Origin of the sequence: Nocardiopsis sp. LDBS0036 (assembly GCF_041228755.1) — a bacterium.
Lineage (GTDB): Bacteria > Actinomycetota > Actinomycetes > Streptosporangiales > Streptosporangiaceae > Nocardiopsis > Nocardiopsis dassonvillei.
In genome coordinates, this window is record NZ_CP141103.1 from 5004791 (window position 1) to 5022941 (window position 18151).

17 protein-coding genes are annotated in these 18151 nt (G+C 72.2%); 4 read left to right on the top strand and 13 right to left on the bottom strand.

Going from position 1 to position 18151, the window contains the following annotated elements; genetic code table 11:
- Positions 1-629: 629 nt before the first annotated feature.
- The 3 genes from UIS43_RS21460 to UIS43_RS21470 all read left to right on the top strand — a co-directional run bounded on the left by UIS43_RS21460 (position 630) and on the right by UIS43_RS21470 (position 5475).
- Positions 630-4124, top strand: coding sequence for a bifunctional glycosyltransferase/CDP-glycerol:glycerophosphate glycerophosphotransferase (locus UIS43_RS21460; RefSeq protein ID WP_071621247.1), 3495 nt, complete (start codon positions 630-632; stop codon positions 4122-4124).
- A gap of 74 nt (positions 4125-4198) precedes the next feature.
- Positions 4199-5209, top strand: coding sequence for a UDP-glucose 4-epimerase GalE (gene galE, locus UIS43_RS21465; protein WP_013156153.1), 1011 nt, complete (start codon positions 4199-4201; stop codon positions 5207-5209).
- Positions 5210-5337: 128 nt separating this feature from the next.
- The gene (locus tag UIS43_RS21470; RefSeq protein ID WP_013156154.1) at positions 5338-5475 is read left to right on the top strand and encodes a hypothetical protein; all 138 of its coding nucleotides are present in this window, start codon (positions 5338-5340) and stop codon (positions 5473-5475) included.
- 13 nt (positions 5476-5488) lie between these two features.
- On the opposite strand, the gene UIS43_RS21475 is transcribed toward UIS43_RS21470, so the two are convergent.
- The 5 genes from UIS43_RS21475 to UIS43_RS21495 all read right to left on the bottom strand — a co-directional run bounded on the left by UIS43_RS21475 (position 5489) and on the right by UIS43_RS21495 (position 11389).
- Positions 5489-7063 carry an NCS1 family nucleobase:cation symporter-1 gene (locus tag UIS43_RS21475; RefSeq protein WP_013156155.1) on the bottom strand — a complete coding sequence of 525 codons (1575 nt, stop codon included), beginning with the start codon at positions 7061-7063 and terminating at the stop codon, positions 5489-5491.
- 369 nt (positions 7064-7432) lie between these two features.
- On the bottom strand, positions 7433-8443 hold the full coding sequence (locus UIS43_RS21480) for a TIGR03842 family LLM class F420-dependent oxidoreductase (RefSeq protein ID WP_013156156.1): 1011 nt from the start codon (positions 8441-8443) through the stop codon (positions 7433-7435).
- Positions 8444-8458: 15 nt separating this feature from the next.
- Positions 8459-9868: a dihydropyrimidinase gene (gene hydA, locus UIS43_RS21485; RefSeq protein ID WP_071621251.1), complete on the bottom strand. Its 1410-nt coding sequence runs from the start codon at positions 9866-9868 to the stop codon at positions 8459-8461.
- An 11-nt stretch (positions 9869-9879) separates the two neighbouring features.
- Positions 9880-10722: a nitrilase-related carbon-nitrogen hydrolase gene (locus UIS43_RS21490; RefSeq protein WP_013156158.1), complete on the bottom strand. Its 843-nt coding sequence runs from the start codon at positions 10720-10722 to the stop codon at positions 9880-9882.
- Between the two features lie 313 nt (positions 10723-11035).
- Positions 11036-11389 (bottom strand): hypothetical protein, encoded by a 354-nt coding sequence (locus tag UIS43_RS21495; RefSeq protein WP_013156159.1) that lies wholly within the window; start codon positions 11387-11389, stop codon positions 11036-11038.
- A 104-nt stretch (positions 11390-11493) separates the two neighbouring features.
- On the opposite strand from UIS43_RS21495, the gene UIS43_RS21500 reads away from it, so the two are divergent.
- Positions 11494-11952, top strand: a complete 459-nt coding sequence (locus tag UIS43_RS21500; RefSeq protein WP_013156160.1) for a flavodoxin family protein — start codon at positions 11494-11496, stop codon at positions 11950-11952.
- 416 nt (positions 11953-12368) lie between these two features.
- Here UIS43_RS21500 and UIS43_RS21505 read toward each other — a convergent pair whose 3' ends face one another.
- The 8 genes from UIS43_RS21505 to UIS43_RS21540 all read right to left on the bottom strand — a co-directional run bounded on the left by UIS43_RS21505 (position 12369) and on the right by UIS43_RS21540 (position 18069).
- The gene (locus tag UIS43_RS21505) at positions 12369-13934 is read right to left on the bottom strand and encodes a polyamine aminopropyltransferase (RefSeq protein WP_013156161.1); all 1566 of its coding nucleotides are present in this window, start codon (positions 13932-13934) and stop codon (positions 12369-12371) included.
- A 70-nt stretch (positions 13935-14004) separates the two neighbouring features.
- Entirely contained in the window at positions 14005-14433 is a 429-nt protein-coding gene (locus UIS43_RS21510; protein ID WP_013156162.1) for a DUF350 domain-containing protein, read from the bottom strand.
- A 59-nt stretch (positions 14434-14492) separates the two neighbouring features.
- On the bottom strand, positions 14493-14840 hold the full coding sequence (locus tag UIS43_RS21515; RefSeq protein ID WP_370011472.1) for a hypothetical protein: 348 nt from the start codon (positions 14838-14840) through the stop codon (positions 14493-14495).
- A complete protein-coding gene (locus UIS43_RS21520) occupies positions 14837-15382 on the bottom strand; it encodes a DUF2617 family protein (protein WP_013156164.1) in 546 nt (181 codons plus the stop codon). Before UIS43_RS21520 ends, UIS43_RS21515 begins: the two co-directional genes overlap by 4 nt.
- A 7-nt stretch (positions 15383-15389) precedes the next feature.
- Positions 15390-15995 carry a DUF4178 domain-containing protein gene (locus UIS43_RS21525; RefSeq protein WP_013156165.1) on the bottom strand — a complete coding sequence of 202 codons (606 nt, stop codon included), beginning with the start codon at positions 15993-15995 and terminating at the stop codon, positions 15390-15392.
- Positions 15996-16299: 304 nt separating this feature from the next.
- The gene (locus tag UIS43_RS21530) at positions 16300-17151 is read right to left on the bottom strand and encodes a sulfurtransferase (protein ID WP_013156166.1); all 852 of its coding nucleotides are present in this window, start codon (positions 17149-17151) and stop codon (positions 16300-16302) included.
- A gap of 122 nt (positions 17152-17273) precedes the next feature.
- On the bottom strand, positions 17274-17714 hold the full coding sequence (locus tag UIS43_RS21535; RefSeq protein ID WP_013156167.1) for a hypothetical protein: 441 nt from the start codon (positions 17712-17714) through the stop codon (positions 17274-17276).
- Positions 17707-18069 carry a hypothetical protein gene (locus UIS43_RS21540; protein WP_013156168.1) on the bottom strand — a complete coding sequence of 121 codons (363 nt, stop codon included), beginning with the start codon at positions 18067-18069 and terminating at the stop codon, positions 17707-17709. The genes UIS43_RS21535 and UIS43_RS21540 overlap by 8 nt, the downstream gene beginning before the upstream one ends.
- Between the last annotated feature and the right edge of the window lie 82 nt (positions 18070-18151).

Sequence of the window (18151 nt, forward strand, 5' to 3'; positions counted from 1 at the left end):
GGGCGCCGTACGGCGGTCGTCCCCCCGCCCGGGGGACGACCGCCGTACGCTGTCGGGGGCGACGGGAGCCGGTGCGCGCCCGCGCCCCGGCCCCGCGGGACTCCGGGGCTTTCGGGGGTCCTGACCTGCCGAGGACCCCGAACCGCCGTGGAGTGTCGTGCGTCACGGACGGGGGTGACGGGATCCAAGGCGCGCCGCCGCCCCCGGGCGTACGGGCCGCGGACCGCCGCGGCGGACGCCCCCGGCGCGTTCCCGGCGGACACCGCGGCCGGGCCCTGTCGAGGCCGACACATCCGAGGTGGGAGCGCTTTCGCGGGCGTGTGCCCCCGTCCCCGCGCCCGCAGGCGAAGGGTTCGCCTCCCCCGCGCCGACCCGGCGGCCTCCCCCGCGCCCCCTCCCGTCCGGGCGGGGAGGAAGTTCACGCAATTCCAGACGGTTTGAAGTCATGGGTTAACCTGGGTTCTACTTTGCCCACCTTGTCCTGTCCTGTCAGTCGTCCCGTCTCTGCGGGCTGACAGGAGCGGGAGCCTGATCCACCCTCCCCCCACACCCGGTAGACCGGGCGCGCGCTGGCGCGACCTCCGCTGTGCGACGGGTGTGTTCGGATCCGCGGAGCCTTGGAGTCATTTGTGGTCGCACTCAGTGTCGTCGTACCCATCTACAACGTCGAGAGGTATCTCGACGAGTGCCTGCGCTCCCTTCAGGTGCAGACGTGGGACGATCTCGAGGTCGTGATGGTGGACGACGGGTCCCCGGACGGCAGCGCGGCCATCGCGGCCCGGTACGCCGAGCAGGACCCCCGCTTCCGGCTGATCCAGCAGGAGAACGGCGGTCTGGGCGCCGCCCGCAACACCGGCATCGAGCACGCGCGCGGCGACTTCCTGACCTTCGTGGACAGCGACGACGTGATCCCGTCCTACGCGTTCGGCTACCACCTGGAGAGCCTGCGCCGGAGCGGCTCGGACTTCTCCAGCGGCAACGTCCACCGCCTCAACGAGCTGGGCACGCGCCAGTCGCCGATGCACCGCAGGATCTTCCGCACCGCCAAGACCGGCACGCACATCACGCGCGAGGACACGCTCCTGGTGGACCGGCTGGCCACCAACAAGGTCTGGCGCCGCTCCTTCTGGGACAGGCACGGGATGACCTTCCCCGTCGGCGTCCTGCACGAGGACATCCCCGTGGCCATCCCCCTGCACTTCCTCGCCGAGTCGGTGGACGTGCTCTCCGCGCCCGTCTACCTCTGGCGCGAGCGCCCGAGCGACGACAAGTCCATCACCCAGGACCGGCTGCGACCCCAGGCCCTGGAGGACCGCGTCAGCGCGGTCACCAAGGTCAGCGACTTCCTCAGGGAGAACCAGCCGCCCCTCCAGAAGCGCCGGTGGGACGCGGTGGCGCTCGGCAGCGACCTGCGCCTCTTCCTCCAGGTGCTCGACCGGGCCGACGCGGACTTCACCCGGCGGCTCGTCGAGCTCGGCAACGCCTACCTGGACCAGGTGGACGACAAGGTGCTGCGCGACCTCCCCGCCATCGAGCGCCTCAAGTGGCACCTTATCCGGCAGCGCAAGGTCGAGCAGCTGCGCGAGGTCATCGTCTTCAACAAGAGCGCCGAGCACAAGAAGGCCAAGATCGTCCGGCACGGGATCCGCTACTACGCGGACTACCCGTTCAAGGACGACCCCGCCCAGGGCGTGCCGCGCTCGGTCTACCGCGTGCGCTCGGAGCTCAAGCTCCGCCAGAAGGCCGAGGAGCTCACCTGGGTCGACGGCAAGCTCGTCGTCGGGGGCCGGGTCTGCCTGAAGTACCTGCGGCCCAACAAGCGCCTCCAGCAGCAGGTCCGCGCCTGGGCGGTCAACGCCGAGGACGGCAGGCGCGTGCGGCTGAACACGACCACGCACCAGGCCAACGAGTTCCGGCTCGCCCCGACGGTGGCCACCTCCCGCAAGGACTGGGGCGGCTACCGGATCGTCATCGACCCGGCCGAGCTGGGGGACGAGGGCGACTGGTACGTGGAGCTGGGCGTGGTCAACCGCGGCTTCCGCCGTGTGGACCGCCTCAAGAAGCCCGCCGCGGCCGACGTCCGGATGCTCGGCCCCGAGCAGGTCCGGCCGGGCGTGTGGGCCCGCCCGCACTGGGTGGACGACTTCGAGCTGCGCCTGACCGTCGAGCGCCCGGCGGTCGTCCTGGACGGCTCCGCGGTCGAGGGCTCCTCACTGGTCCTGAGCGGCCGGGCGACGGGAACCCCGACCGAGGGCCTGAGCGCCTACGTCCAGCGCTTCCCCGGCGACGTCGAGGTCCCGGCGAAGGTGGAGACCGACGGCGCGTCCGTGCGCGTGCTCGCCGACCTGGCCGCCCTCACCGACGGCTACCAGGACAGGGACGCCATCGCGGGCAGCGACCCCTACGAGGACTGGTCGGTCCACCTCCGGGACGGCTCCGGCCGCTCCCGGTGGATCCCCTTCGCCGAGGACGGCCCCGAGGGCCGCTACGCGCACTCCGGCCTGAGCGTGCGGGTGCTCCCCGACTTCGCCGGGCGTACCAGGGTCCGGGTGGAGCGGCCCCAGCCCCTGCTCACCGCCGTCTCCTGGGACGACGACGTCCTCGACCTGCGGGGCGACTTCCCCGAGACCCCCACGGGAGAGCTCTCCCTGGTGGTCAAGGCCGTCGGCCGGATGGAGGAGCACCTGTTCCCGGTGGAGGCCGCGGACGGCCGGTTCTCGGCCTCCGTCCCGCCCACCGCGATCCCCAACTTCGGCACGAAGGTGCCCCTCACGCCCGGCAACTACCGCTTCCTGCTGCGCACCGCCACCGGCGACAACCAGTGGGACGACCGCCGGATCGGCTTCTCGCGGGAGCTGCGCACCGCCAAGTTCCCCGCCCCCGAGAAGGAGGGCGGCTTCGACCTGGAGCTCAAGCCGGACGGCCGCGGGTGGCCCGTGCTGCGCCTGGGCTCGGTGCTGCGTCCGGAGGAGCAGGGGTCCTACGCGCAGCAGGTCCTGCGCGAGGAGGTCTACCCCAAGCTGCGCCGCAAGCCGGTGCTGCCCGGCATCGTCTTCGACAGCTACACCGGCAAGCAGTTCTCCGACAGCCCGCGGGACATGTACGAGGAACTGCGGCGCCGCGGCGTGGAGACGCCGATGTCGTGGATGGTGCGCAACCGCCAGATCACCCTGCCCCCGGGGCTGACCGAGGTCCGGCACACGAGCCGCGAGTACTTCGAGGCGCTGGCGCGCTCGGAGTTCATCGTCTCCAACGCCCACCTGCCCATGTGGTTCGAGAAGCAGCCCGGGCAGAAGGTCGTGCAGACCTGGCACGGGTCGATGCTCAAGCGCATCGGCTTCGACATCGAGCACGTCCAGTTCGCGGGCCGCAACTACCACGACCGGCTCCGGCACGAGACCAACCAGTGGGACTACCTGGTCTCCCCGAGCCCCTGGGCGACCCCGATCCTGCGCCGCGCCTTCGGCTTCGAGAACGAGATCCTGGAGACCGGCTACCCGCGCAACGACATCTTCCACCGCCCCGAGCGCGAGGCGGTGACGGAGGCGGTCCGCGAGCGCCTGGGCCTGCCGGAGGGCAAGAAGGTCATCCTCTACGCGCCCACCTGGCGCGACGACAAGTTCTACTCCGTCGGCAAGTACAAGCTGGACCTGCACCTGGACCTGCGGCGGCTGTACGACGCCCTCGGCGACGACCACGTGCTGCTGTTCCGCAGGCACCCCAACATCGTCGACCGGGTGCCGAACGTGGGCAAGGACTTCGTCTTCGACGTCTCGGCCTACCCCGAGATCCAGGAGCTGTTCCTGGTCACGGACATCCTCATCACCGACTACTCGTCGCTGATGTTCGACTTCGCCAACACCGGCCGCCCGATGCTGTTCTTCACCTACGACCTGGAGGAGTACCGCGACAGCCTGCGCGGGTTCTACTTCGACTTCGCCGAGACCGCCCCGGGCCCGCTGCTGCGCACCTCCGACGAGGTCATCGACTCGATCCGCGACATCGACGGGGTCCAGGAGGCCCACAGGGAGCGGTACGAGGCCTTCGTGAACCAGTTCTGCCCCCTGGACGACGGCAAGGCCGCGGCCCGGGTGGTCGAGCAGGTCTTCGGCAAGCTCCTCTGAACCGGGCGGGTTCGGGGGAAGGCAGGGGCCGCGCCGTCCGGCGCGGCCCCACGACAGGGAGGGTGAAGAGGGCCTTGAGGATTCTGCTCACCGGAGGAGCCGGGTACATCGGTTCCCACACGGCGGTCGAGCTGGTCGCGCGCGGGCACCAGGTGGTCGTCCTGGACAACCTGGTCAACAGCAGCGAGGAGGCCGTGCGCCGGGTCGAGAAGATCACCGGCGCGCGGATCCCGTTCGTGCGGGGCGACTGCACCGAGCAGGGCGTCGTCGAGCGCGTCCTGGTGGAGCACGGCATCGAGGCCGTGGTGCACTTCGCCGGGCTCAAGGCGGTGGGGGAGTCCGTCAGCCAGCCGCTGCGGTACTACCGCAACAACCTGGACGCCCTGCTCACGCTCGCCGAGACGATGGACCGCGTCGGGGTGCGCGACCTGGTGTTCAGCTCCTCGGCCACCGTCTACGGCGACCCCGACACGGTGCCGATCGCCGAGGGGAGCGCGCTGCGGGTGACCAACCCCTACGGCGCGACCAAGCTGTTCGGCGAGAGGATCCTGGAGGACCTCGCGGTGAGCGCGCCCGACTGGCGGATCACCGTGCTGCGGTACTTCAACCCGGTCGGCGCACACTCCAGCGGCCTGATCGGGGAGGACCCCAACGACATCCCCAACAACCTCTTCCCCTACATCTCCAAGGTCGCCGCGGGCAGGCTGCCCGAGCTGACGGTCTTCGGCGACGACTACGACACCGCGGACGGCACGGGGGTCCGGGACTACCTGCACGTGGTGGACCTGGCCCGGGGGCACGTCGCGGCGCTCGACCACCTGGCCTCGCAGAAGGGGCTCAGGGCCTTCAACCTGGGGACGGGGAGGGGCACCTCCGTCCTGGAGGCGATCCGCGCCTTCGAGGCGGCCTGCGGCCACACCATCCCCTTCCGGGTGGGGCCGCGCCGCGACGGCGACATCGCCACCTGCTTCGCCGACCCGGGGCTGGCCAACCGCGAACTGGGCTGGAGGGCCGAGCACACGGTGGCCGAGGCCTGCGCCGACGCCTGGCGCTGGCAGTCGGCCAACCCCGACGGCTACAGGTGACCCCGCGGAGCGCGGAGTGAGGCAGTCCTCCGCGCTCCCGGACCGCCGGTGCGCCCCGCAGCCGGGACAACCTTCTCCAAGCGCCGAGCGTCGATGAGACGATGCCGAAAAGAAGGGCAGAGCCGGGCATGGAACACGACTGGGACGAAGAGCTCGAAGAGTACGAAGAAGGCGAAGAGCACTTCTACGACGATGAGGGCGCCTTCGGCGTCGGGCTCCCGCTGACGGCCGGGTCCGCCCACGGGGAGTGGACCCGGCGGGACTGACCCCGGGGCCCGCTCAGCCGGCGGCGGCCCCCTCCGTCCTCCTCGCGGCCCGCTCCCCCGCGTCCCGGTGGGGCAGGAGCACGCCCAGGCCCCAGTGCAGCAGCAGGCCGCTGGCCAGCCCCACGAGCCACCCGTAGTCCGCCAGCGGCGCCAGGAACGGGACCAGACCCTCGGCCGGGAAGGGGCCCGACCCCTCGGGGGAGTGCGAACCGCCCACGGCCAGCACCGAGCCGACGCCGAAGGCCACCAGGGCGCGCCAGTTCCACCCGTGCCGGTACCAGTACTCCGAGCCGCGCTCGTACAGCGCGGGCAGGTTCATCCGCGTGCGGCGCAGCAGCCAGTAGTCGGCGAGCAGGACGCCCGCCACGGTGCCCAGGAGGCCGCCCACCGTGCCCAGCCAGGTGAAGATGTAGACGCTCTCGTTCTCCAGCAGCCGCCACGGCATGATCAGCACGCTGAGCACGCAGGTGGTGATCGCCCCGGCGCGGAAGCTGATCAGCCGGGGCCTGAGGTTGGACAGGTCGTAGGCCGGACCGACCAGGTTGGCCGCGATGTTGGTGGAGACCGTGGCCAGCAGCACGACGAAGACCGCGAAGAGCAGGCCGATCCCGCTGTCCATCCGCGCCACGACGTCGATCGGGTTCCACAGGGGTTCGCCGTAGACGGCCGCGGTGCCCGCCGTGACCATGACGGCCAGCAGCGAGAACAGCGTCATCGTGGTGGGCAGGCCCAGCGTCTGGCCCACCACCTGGGCGCGCTGGGAGGACGAGAAGCGGGTGAAGTCGCTGATGTTGAGGGTCAGGGTCGCCCAGTAGCCGATCACGCCCATCAGCGACGGGAAGAACAGCGCCCAGAAGGAGGGCCCCCAGTCCAGGGGCTCGCCCGAGTCCAGGGACAGCATCGGGGCCAGGCCCCCGGCCTCCACGGCCATCCAGGCCAGCAGCGCGACGCCGCCGAGGATCATCAGCGGCGCGGCCCACACCTGGGTCCGGCGCACGCCCTCCATGCCCCACAGGATGATCGCGAGCTGGGCGACCCAGAACAGGCCGAAGGACAGCCACAGCGTCCACGGCTGGCCGCCCAGCGCCGCCGACCCCGTCCACCCGTCGCCGAGCAGCCGCCCGAGCAGGATGTACACCCCCTGGCCGCCGACCCAGGTCTGGATGCCGTACCAGCCGCAGGCGACCGCGCCGCGCAGCAGCGCGGGCAGGTTGGCGCCGCGCAGGCCGAAGGAGGCGCGCGCGAACACGGGGAAGGGGATGCCGTACCTGGCGCCCGCGTGGCCGGTCAGCACCATGGGCAGCAGGACGACGAGGTTGCCCAGGACCACGGCGAGCATGGCCTGGCGCCAGTCCATGCCCGCCGCGATCAGGCCGCTGGCCAGGGTCCAGGCCGGGATGCTGACCGACATGCTCACCCACAGGGCGCCGAAGCTGCCGGTGCCCCAGGTGCGCCGGGACATCGGGACGGGTTGGAGGTCGGCGTTGACGTAGGGGCCCTCGGGCAGGGAGGTCCCCTCGGCGAGGGACACCCGGCCGTCGGGGTGGGTGACGGCGGCGGGTTCCGCCGGGGTCGGGCTGTGGGTCACGGGTCACCTGGTCTCGGTGGGCGGACGGGGAGGGCGGGGGATACGAGCGCTGCCGGACCCGGCGGGGGAACCCCGGGAAGGGCGGCGAAAAGTCCGGATTCGTTCCGGGCCGCCGAATATCCTCGCACGTCACAAGGCGCACAGGTGTCGTGGGCGGGTCGGGAGGGTTACCACGGGACCGCGCACCCCGAAGGGACGCGCCCGTGCGGTGGGGGACCGCCCCTGCACGACGGTATGCGCCTGGCCCCGGGCAAGGACGCGCCCGTCCGGACGCCCGTCCCGTCCGGGCGGTCCCCCGCCTGCGCGCCGGTCCCCGGCCGCGGCCTTCCTGGTCCCGGCCTTCTCCGGCTCTCCGCCCCGCGGCGCGGGTCAGGACACGGCCGGGACGACGTGGCGCCCGTAGGCCTCGATGACCCCGTCCACGTCGTCGTGCATCGCGTACACCGCGAACTGGTCCACACCCGCCTCCCGGAGCCGCTCCAGCTTCTCCACGTGCTCCTCCACCGGCCCGACCAGGCAGAACCGGTCGACGATGCCGTCCGGGACGAACGCGGTGTCGGGGTTGTCCGCCCGGCCGTGGTGGCTGTAGTCGTAACCCCGCCGGGCCCTGACGTAGTCGGTCAGCTCCCGTGGGACCGCGTCGGAGGAGTCGCCGTAGCGGGCGACCAGGTCGGCCACGTGGTTGCCCACCATCCCGCCGAACCAGCGGCACTGCTCCCGCGCGTGGGCGAGCCCCCGCTCGGAGCCGTCGGTGACGTAGGCGGGCGCCGCCACGCACACCGTCACCGCGTCGGGGTCGCGCCCGGCGTCGGCCGCGGCCGTGCGCACCGCCCTGACCATCCACTCGGTCAGGTAGGGGTCGGCCAGCTGGAGGATGAAGCCGTCCGCCTGACGGCCCGCCAGCTCCAGTGCCCGGGGCCCGTAGGCGCCCATCCACACGGGCAGGGCGCCGTCGCGCACCCACGGCAGGCGCAGGGCCGCGCCCTCCACGTCGGCCTCCCGGCCCTCGGCCAGGTCCTTGATCGCGCGCATCGCCCGGGACAGGCGTTCCAGGGTGGCGGGTCGGCGGCCCGCCACCCGCATGGCCGAGTCGCCCCGGCCGATCCCGCACACCGTGCGGTTGCCGAACATGTCGTTCAGGGTGGCGAACAGCGAGGCGGTCACCTCCCAGGCGCGCGTGCCCGGGTTGGTCACCATGGGCCCCACGACCAGGCCGCTGGTGCGCTCCAGGATCCGGCTGTAGACGACGAAGGGCTCCTGCCAGAGCACGACCGAGTCGAAGGTCCACCCGTGGGTGAAGCCGTACCCCTCCGCGCGGACCATCCGTTCGACCAGCAGGTCGGCGGGCGGGTCGGTCTGGAGGACGAGTCCGATGTCCATGTGCTGCCCTCTCGTTCAGACCAGGTACTGGCAGGTGGACCGGGGCACGTACCGGCCGTGCCCGGCCTCGCCCAGGTAGGCGCCGCGGTCCACCACGACCCGGCCGCGCGAGAGCACGGTGCGGGCCCGGCCGGTGACCCGTCTGCCCTCGTAGGCCGAGTAGTCCACGTTCATGTGGTGCGTCTCGGCCGACAGGACCTGCTCGGCGCGTGGGTCGTAGACCACGATGTCGGCGTCCGAGCCCGGGCAGATCGTGCCCTTGGCCGGGTACAGGCCGAACATGCGGGCCGGGGTGGCGCAGGCGATCTCGATCCACCGGCGCCTGCCGATGCGGCCCTCCACCACGGCCTGGTGCAGCAGGTCCATGCGGTGCTCGACCCCGGGCATGCCGTTGGGGATCCTGGAGAAGTCGCCCCGGCCCAGCTCCTTCTGCCCGGCGAAGCAGAACGGGCAGTGGTCGGTGGAGACCACGGACAGGTCGTTGGTGCGCAGCGCTCGCCACAGGTGCTCCTGGTGCTCCCGGGGCCGCAGAGGAGTGGAGCACACGTACTTGGCGCCCTCGAATCCAGGCTCGGCGAGGTTGTCGGCGGACAGGAACAGGTACTGGGGGCAGGTCTCGCCGAACACGTTGAGCCCCATCCCGCGCGCCCGGGCCAGCTCCTCCACCGCCTCCCGCGCCGAGACGTGCACCACGTACAGCGGCGCGCCCGCCACCCGGGCGAGCTGGACGGCGCGGTGGGTGGCCTCCGACTCCAGCAGGGCCCTGCGCACCTCGCCGTGGTACCTCGGGTCGGTCCTGCCCTCGGCCAGGGCCTGCTCGACCAGCACGTCGATGGCGATGCCGTTCTCGGCGTGCACCATGGTCAGCGCGCCGTTGGCGGCGCCGCGCTGCATGGCCCGCAGGATCCGGCCGTCGTCGCTGTAGAACACGCCCGGGTAGGCCATGAACAGCTTGAACGAGGTCACGCCCTCGTCGACGAGGGCGTCCATCTCCCCGAGCGAGGAGGCGTTGACGTCGGAGAGGATCGCGTGGAAGGCGTAGTCCACCGCGCAGTTGCCCTCGGCCTTGGCCATCCACGCGTCCACGCCCGCGCGCACCGACTCCCCGGGCCGCTGGATGGCGAAGTCGACGATCGTGGTGGTGCCGCCCCAGGCTGCGGCCCGGGTGCCCGTCTCGAAGGTGTCGGAGGAGGAGGTGCCGCCGAAGGGCATCTCCATGTGGGTGTGGCCGTCCACCCCGCCGGGGACGACGTAGTGCCCGGCGGCGTCGATGACCTCGGCGCCGCTGTCGGCCCAGGAGCGGGCGGCGTCGCTGCCGCGCAGCGCGAGCGCGGCCACCCTCTCGCCCTCCACCAGGACGTCGGCCTCGGTCTCCTCGGCCGCGGTGACGACCAGGCCGCCGCGGATGACGGTGCGTCGTGCCATGCCGCGCCCCCTCAGCCCCGGACCAGCGGGCCGTAGGCGTCGGGCCTGCGGTCGCGATAGAAGGCCCACTGTCGGCGGACCTCGTCGACCAGGTCCAGGTCCAGGTCGCGTACGACCAGCTCGGCGGAGGTGTCGGAGGCGACGTCGCCGACGAACTGCCCGCGCGGGTCGGCGAAGTAGCTGGTGCCGTAGAAGTCGTTGTCGCCGTACTCCTCCACGCCCACGCGGTTGATCGCGGCGACGAAGTAGGCGTTGGCCACGGCCGCCGCGGTCTGCTCCAGCTTCCACAGGTGGGCGGACAGGCCGCGGCTGGTCGCGGACGGGTTGTACACCAGCTGGGCTCCGGCCAGCCCCAGGGCCCGCCAGCCCTCGGGGAAGTGGCGGTCGTAGCAGATGTAGACGCCGATGCGCCCGGCGGCGGTGTCGAAGACCGGCCAGCCGAGGTTGCCGGGGCGGAAGTAGTACTTCTCCCAGAAGCCGTGGACCTGCGGGATGTGGTGCTTGCGGTACTTGCCGAGGTAGCTGCCGTCGGCGTCGACGACCGCGGCGGTGTTGTAGTAGAAGCCGGGGGACTCCACCTCGAAGACCGGCAGGACCATGACGATGCCCAGTTCCCTGGCCAGGGCCCTGAAGCGGGTGACGGTGGGGCCGTCGGGGACGGCCTCGGCCCAGCGGTGGTGCTCGGGGTCCTGCACCTGGCAGAAGTAGGGGGCGTTGAACACCTCCTGGAAACCGATCACCCGCGCGCCCCGTGCGGCGGCGTCGCGCGCGTGCTCCTCGTGGACGGCGAGCATGGATTCGGTGTCGCCCGTCCATTCGGTCTGGACGAGTGCGGCACGGACGTTGTGCGGCATGTGTTCCTCGTTCCTGCGTGTGCGCCGCCGGGGCGGGCGAGAACGGTTGTTACGTCCGCGTATGTCCTGCTGGCACGGTGGTGCGAGCGGGTGGTGCGCGTGCCGTCGCACCTTAGGTAACGTCGAATGGCCGGTCAATGTCCGACATCCGCGTTCTCCGCGCGCGGCCGGGTGAAGGAATTGCGCGATCATGCCCTTACGGGGTGCGATGTCCTTTCTGTGGCGCGGAGAATTCGGAGGAAAGGACATGTTTTCCGGCTTTTTCCCGCTGAATTTCGGATGAGGACACACACCCCTCCCGGCCGCCGCGCGGTCAGGCGGTGGTGCGGTCCCCGGTGACGGACGCGCCGCCGTGTCCGAGGGGTCCGAGCGCGCCCTCGCTCCGCTCGGCGCGGTCGTCGAAGACGAGGACGATGAGCAGGACCAGGAGGATCCCGATGAGGAACAGGGCGCCGCAGCCCAGGCTCAGGAACAGCCAGGGGGAGTACTCCCTGGCGCCTCCTGGCTTGCCCGGGGAGGGAGGGCCCGAACGGGCGAAGCCGGGCGCGGGAGGCGGCCCCGGGGGCGGCTGCCAGCCGGTGGGCGGCATGCCTGCGGGGGGAGGGCCCATGGGCGGCTGGTCGCGGTCCGCGGACCCGTCACCGGGACCGTGCGGGGGCTGGCTCATGGCGGGGCCTGGCTTTCTGCTGCGGGCGTCGGCTGGGCGCCGGTGCCGGGTGGCGCCGTGCGGGAGGCGGCGGTGGCGCGCCGCCGCCTCCTAGTGTGGGGGACATGGCACGACTGCTCATCGTTCACCACACGGTCTCGCCCGCGACCCGGCAGTTGCTGGAGGCGGTCCTGGAGGGCGCCCGCGACGACGACATCGAGGGGGTCGAGGTGCGTGCGGAGGCGGCGCTGTCGGCCACGGCCAGCGACCTGCTCGGCGCCGACGCCGTCGTCCTGGGGACCCCGGCCAACATCGGGTACATGTCGGGCGCCCTCAAGGTCTTCTTCGACACGGTCTTCTACCCCGCCCAGGGGGCGACCGAGGGACTGCCCTACGCGCTGTACGTGCACGGGGACGACGACGCCTCCGGCGCGGTCCGGTCGGTCGAGTCGATCGCCAAGGGCATGGGGTGGCGGCGGCACCGCCCGCCGGTCACCGTGACCGGCCGCCCGGCGGCCCGGGACCGCGAGGCCTGCTGGGAGCTGGGCGCCGTCACCGCCCTCGCCGCCCTGGAGCGCGCCTGAGCGGGCCCGCCGCGGGAACCGGGGCCGGTGGGATCCGACGCGGCACACGGCCCGCGGGCGGTTCCGCGGACCCGCCGCCACGGGGGCGGGCGAGCGGTCGGGAAGCCGGAAAAGGGCGGGAAAGTCTGGGTAAGGGGTTGGCTGGGCCGGTGTCGGATGCGGCGTGGCGGTTTCTCCGACTTCGACCGGCAGGTCAGGATGGGCCCAGGTCGTCGGGGAACGCGGGGAAGCGCACCCTTGCCCCGTCCGGCGCCGCAGACCTTCCGTCCGCCTCTCCACCCGCGACCGCCGTCCCCGGACGGGACCGGGCCCCCGACCAGCCCCTCCCCAGACACACCGCGTGGCCGCCCACTGGCCCAAGTCCTCAGGCCGCGCGGTGTTTTCTCGCCGAGGCGGCGCCGGTCCGCGGACCGGCGTCAGTAGCCCCGCCAGGCCCCCTGGTGGTAGCCGATGATCCTCGGGTGCATGAGGGTCGACTCCTCCACGTCCTCCTCGCGGCGGTCCTTGGGGAAGACCTGCGCGGCCTCCAGCAGGGCCGGGTCGAGGAAGCTCAGCGGCGGCGCGTCGTCGGGGACGCGCAGCTCGGGCGCGGACCCGGATGAGGTGAGGTAGAAACCCCAGTTGCCGAAGCTCGGCACGTCCACGTTGTAGGGGGTGGCCGCCAGGTCCGCCGCCTCCAGGGAGTCGCCCACGCCCCAGTAGGCCTCCGGAGCGAAGAAGGGGGAACCCGCCTGCACGACCATGCGGCCCTCCTCGGACAGGGCGTGGCGCAGGAGCGCGTAGAACTCCACCGAGTAGAGCTTGGCGGTGCCCACGGAGTCCCCGTCCGGGAGGTCGGCGATGATGACGTCGAACTCCTCGCGGTTCTCGCGCAGCCACTGGAAGGCGTCGGCGTTGACCACGTCCACGCGCGGGTCCTCGAGGGAGTCCCCGTTGAGGTCGCTGATCACCGGGTCGGTCGAGGCCAGCTCGATCACGGCCGGGTCCAGGTCCACGAGGGTGGCCGAGGCCACGTCGTCGTAGGCCAGGATCTCGCGCAGGGCCAGGCCGTCGCCGCCGCCCAGCACCAGCACGTCCTCGTGCGGTCCCGCCATCGCCGGGTGCACCAGCGACTCGTGGTAGCGGTACTCGTCCAGGCTGGAGAACTGGAGGCTCCCGTTGAGGAACAGGCGCACGTCCTGGCCGTCCAGGGACCGGGTGAGCACGATCTCCTGGTACTCCGAGCGCTCGGCGTGCACGATCGGGTCCCGGTACAGCGCCTGGCGCGCGTCCACCTCGAACTGGTCGGCGTAGGCGTAGGCCAGGCCGAGCACCGCGATGATGAACGCCAGGCCCAGGCTCAGGCCCGCGTAGGCCCGCCGGGTCAGCTCCGCGCGGAACAGCCACAGCACCACCGCCACGCCGACGACGGCGTTGAGCGCGCCCACCATCAGCGCGCCCTTGGGCAGGCCCAGCAGCGGGAGCAGCAGGAACGGGAAGGCCAGGCCGCCGATCAGGCCGCCCACGTAGTCGGCGGCGAACAGGTCGGCGACCGCGTCGGAGGCCTCCTGCCTGCGGATGCGCTGGATCAGCGTCATCAGCAGCGGGATCTCCATGCCGATGAGGAGCCCGATGGCGAACGACAGCACCACCAGGGCGGGCTGGTAGGCGGAGAACCAGGCGAACGCCCCGTACAGCAGCAGCACGGACAGTCCGCCGACCAGCGAGAGCAGGCCCTCGATCACCGCGAAGGCCGCGGCGGGGTGCGCCTGGAAGCGCTTGGACAACAGGGAGCCCACGCCCATCGCGAACACCATCACCGACAGGACCACGGAGGCCTGGGTGATGCTGTCGCCCAGCAGGTAGCTGCCGATGGCGACCAGCGCGAGCTCGTACACCAGGCCGCAGGCGGCGCAGACGAACACCGCCAACAACACGAGGAACCGGGCCGCCCTGGCGGATACCGGCAGTCGGGGCCGTGCGCGGACGGTGGTCTCAGTCAACGGAACTGCCTTCGTGTGGTGGTGCGGTGGTGCGGTTGCCCGGGGCAGGGGGCCGGTGGGGGGAGGGGCGTCAGGTCAGGGCCGCGGCGATGACGACCGCGATCGCCACGTGCGCGGAGGCGCTCACCCAGGTGGCCGGGTGCGGCTCGTCGTTGCTGATCATCTGGGCGATCTTGGCGGGGACGAGGAGGTCGATCAGCACGAACGACAGCGCCATCACGCCCAGGCCGATCAGGCCGTAGACGGCGGTCGAGAGCAGGCCCGCGCCCAGGCCGATCTCGGACTCGCTGGAGAGGATCGCCGAGGTGACGACGATGGCCGAGCCCAGCGTGTTCGCCGACACGAGCAGGACCGCGTTGCGGTTGCGGTTCTCCCAGATCAGCACGTGCAGCTTGCCGGGGGTGAGGAGGTCGGTGAGGAGGTAGCCCAGCACGAGGATGACGATGCCCACTCCGCCGTAGGCGAGGGCTCCGAGCGCGTTGAGGAGGATCTCGTTCATGGTCCTGTTCGCAGGTAGGGGATTTCGGTTGACGTGTTCGTGACGTGTGGGGAAGGAGACTACTTGCCGAAGCCGCTGCCGCCGCCGCGGTAGTTGCTGCCGCTGCCGTTGCTGCTGCTGCCGCCGCTGTAGCTGCTGCTGTTGTTGTCCCTGTAGCTGCTGCCGCCGCCGGTGCCCCCGCCGAAGAAGAAGAACCCTCCTCCGCCGGAGGACCCCGAGGACCCGTCGCAGTCGTCGTCGTCATAGCCCTCGATCTGGACCACGTCGTCGTCGGGGCAGTAGTTGTTGCTGTTGTTGGAGCAGGCGCTGAGCAGGATCAGGACCAGCAGGATGACGCCGATCACGACGAACACCGTGATGATGACGTTCCTGTTGCCGTTGTCCGCGGGCTTCTCGTATGCCTTCATGGTGCGGTTCTCCCGGAAGTGGGGGGAAGGGTCACGGTCGAGGTGGTCGTCACCAGCTCGCCGCTCTGGGGGTAGGCGTGCCAGGTGCGCCAGCCGAGTGGTCCGCCGGGGACCAGGTGCAGCGCGGTGACCGCCAGCGGATCGCCGGGGAAGGCGACGAGCAGGCCGCCGGGGGAGTCGTCCACCTCCCGGTGGATCCCCTCCACCCGGCGGGCCAGCTCGGTGCGGGACAGGGACTCCACGCGCGAGCCGAAACGGTAGCCGCCCAGGTCGGGGCGGTCGGCGCTGCCGGGCAGACCGCCGGGGAGGCCGGGCAGGCAGGCCACCGTCTCCACCAGCGGCTCCTCGGGCACCAGGGCCCCGGGCGACGGCTCCGGCGTGACGACCACCTGGTGGGAGGCGCCGAGCACCCGCAGCTCGACCCGGGCCCCCGGCACCCGGACGGTGCGGGCGGCCAGGGGGTCGACCAGCGGGTGGCGCAGGGCCCAGACCAGGTCGTCGGCGCTGGTGTCGACGAAGGGGGCGCTGATGCTCGCGCGCACGTTCCGGTCAGCTCCCCGGGTAGATGGTGAAGGTGCCCGGGGCGACCTTGGTGCCCGTGCTGGCCTCCCAGCGCCCGTGGTCGAAGCGCTCGAAGGACAGCAGCCGTCCGTCGTCGGACTCGTAGTCGGCGTAGTCCAGGCCCCCGGAGGCCTTGAGCCCGGTGGTGCCCTCGGAGCGGTAGGAGCCGGTGCCCTTCTCCTGGAGCCGGTAGACGGTGCCCTCCAGCTCGATGCTCTTGCCCTGGGGGATGATGTCCAGGTCGGGGCGGCCGGTCCACAGGGCCAGCTCCACGTCGGGGTCCTCCTCCACCGAGAGCCAGCGCTTGCCGCCCTCGACCTCCAGGAAGTGCTCGGACCAGGTGAAGCCGCCCTCGGACAGGCGCAGGGTGCCGCGGATCCAGGTCCGCTCGGTGCCCCAGTCGATCATGTCGCCCGCCTTGATGGCGCGCGGGTCGCCCGCGGTGCTGTCGCCCGTGTCGGCGAAGGGGTCCCGAGGCGGCGCGGGGGGCTCGGGGGCCGTTTTCGGTTTCTTGGCGCGCTGCGCGTAGACCAGGACGCCGATCACGACGGCGACGCCGACCAGGATGAGCAGCAGCAGGAGTTCGATGGCCAATGTTCCTCGTTTCGCGGTGGGGCATGGGGGAGCGAGGCCGTGCACGTCCCCTGCCTGCGTGTTCCCCGGGGCCGGGCAATCCTACTGACGCTCTGACGCCGCGTGCGAGGGGCCGGTTCCACATGTGACCAGATCAGGACACGAAAGACGCCCCGCCCGGGAACCTCTCACGGACGGTGGTCGTTGAGAACGGCCCCGTGTTCGGGAGCGCGCCTCGGCGCGCTCCCGGAACCGCCCCCGGGACACCGGCGCCCCGCGTCCGGCGGCTCGGGCCGAGGCGCCCACGCCCCGGTGCGCGGGGTTTTCAGGCCCGGGGGTCGCCGGTCTCCACAGGGAGGGTGTCGTCGCCTCCCCAACGGCTCCACGACCCCGGGTAGAGGCGGGCGCCGGAGTACCCGGCGTGCTCCAGGGCGAGCAGGTCGTGGCAGGCGGTGACCCCCGACCCGCAGTAGGCGGTGATGGTGTCGGCGGAGTCGGCGCCGAGGGCGGCGAAGCGTTCACGCAGGATTCCCGGGGCGGCCAGGAGCCCGTCATCGCCCAGGTTCGCGGTCCACTCGGCGCTGCGGGCGCCCGGCACGTGCCCCGGCCGGGCGTCGACGGGTGCGGGCCGCTCACCGGTGTAGCGTTCGCGGGCGCGGGCGTCGACCAGCAGGTGTGCCGGATCGCCCGCCTCGGCGCGGACGGTGTCAGTGTGCACGACGCGGTCGGCGGGCCAGGGCAGGGGGGTGCGGTGCACCGGCCGGGGGGTGACGTCGCCCTCCTCCAGTTCGCCGGCCCACGCCTGGAGGCCCCCGTCGAGGAAGGCCGCCGGGGTCCCCAGCACGCGCAGCATCCACACCAGGCGGGCGGCCACGGAACCGCCCGCGTCGTCGTAGACCACCACGGAGGAGTCGTCGCCGATGCCGAGGCGGCCGAGGGCGGCGGCGAAGTCGGCCGCGGAGGGCAGCGGGTGGCGTCCGCCCTCGGGGCTGGCCGGGGCGGCCAGGTCGGTGTCCAGGTCGGTGAAGACGGCGCCGGGCAGGTGTCCGGCGCGGTGGGCGTCGCGGCCGGAGCGCCCGTCGAGGTACCACCGGGAGTCGACGAGGACCACCCGGTCGCGGTGTTCGCGGAGCCAGTCGGCCGACACGGCCACCGGCAGGGTCAGGAGTTCGGACATGGGCACCACACTAGGCGTTCCGTCCCGGCAGGTGGGGAGGGGTGTGCCCGGTGTCCGCCGCCGTACCGGCCCGCGGGAGGGCGCCCGGACGCGGGACCCGGAAGCGGGCCCGGGGGCGCCGTTCAGGCGCCGCGGCCCCCGACGCCCCGGTCCATGCGGTGGACGCGCAGGATCCACCACAGGCCCAGCACCGGCAGCACCAGCGGGATGAACAGGTACCCGGCGCCGAAGTTCGACCACACCGTGTCGTCGGGGAAGACCCCCGGCAGGAGCAGGCTGACCGCGCCCACCGCCAGCACACCGACCAGTTCGACGCTGCACGAGACCAGCGCGACCCTGCGCGAGGTCCGCCCGGCCCGGGCCAGGCCCACCGCCGCCACCAGGTAGATCACCCCGGCGAGCAGCGAGAGCCCGTAGGCCAGCGGTGCCTCGTCGAACCTCGTGGCCAGCTGGTAGCCCCCGCGCGCGGTCGCGGCGAGCGCGAACACCCCGTACACGGCGACGAGCAGGCGGCCGGGGCCGGTGCGCAGGGTTCTGTCCCGGGTCGCGGCGGACTCAGACAACGGGGCTCCAGAGCTGTTCGAGGCGGACGAACAGGACGGGCAGGATCAGGCACGCGAAGGCGATCACCGCCGGGCCCCACCTGCTCCGCTCCATGAAGCCCCACACGGCGCACGCGGGCGGCAGCAGGGCGACCGTGGCCAGATAGGACACGAACATGGCCGTCTCGGCGGGCCGCTCGCCGCCGACCATGGTGACGACGGTGGCGGTCACCTGTCCGAGCACGAGCAGCCACAGGACAGCCATGCCTACCAGGTGCGGGACCACCATGGGCTGGTCGCGCAAGGTCGAGACGAGGCACCACCCGGCCAACGCCAGTGACACCATCTGAATCGTCATGGTCAGCCAGTCGACCACGCCGCCTCCGCTCGTCGTCCTCACGCCATGCCAGCGGGCTTCTACGACACAGCGTAGTACGTCGGGGTCACAGGATCGCACC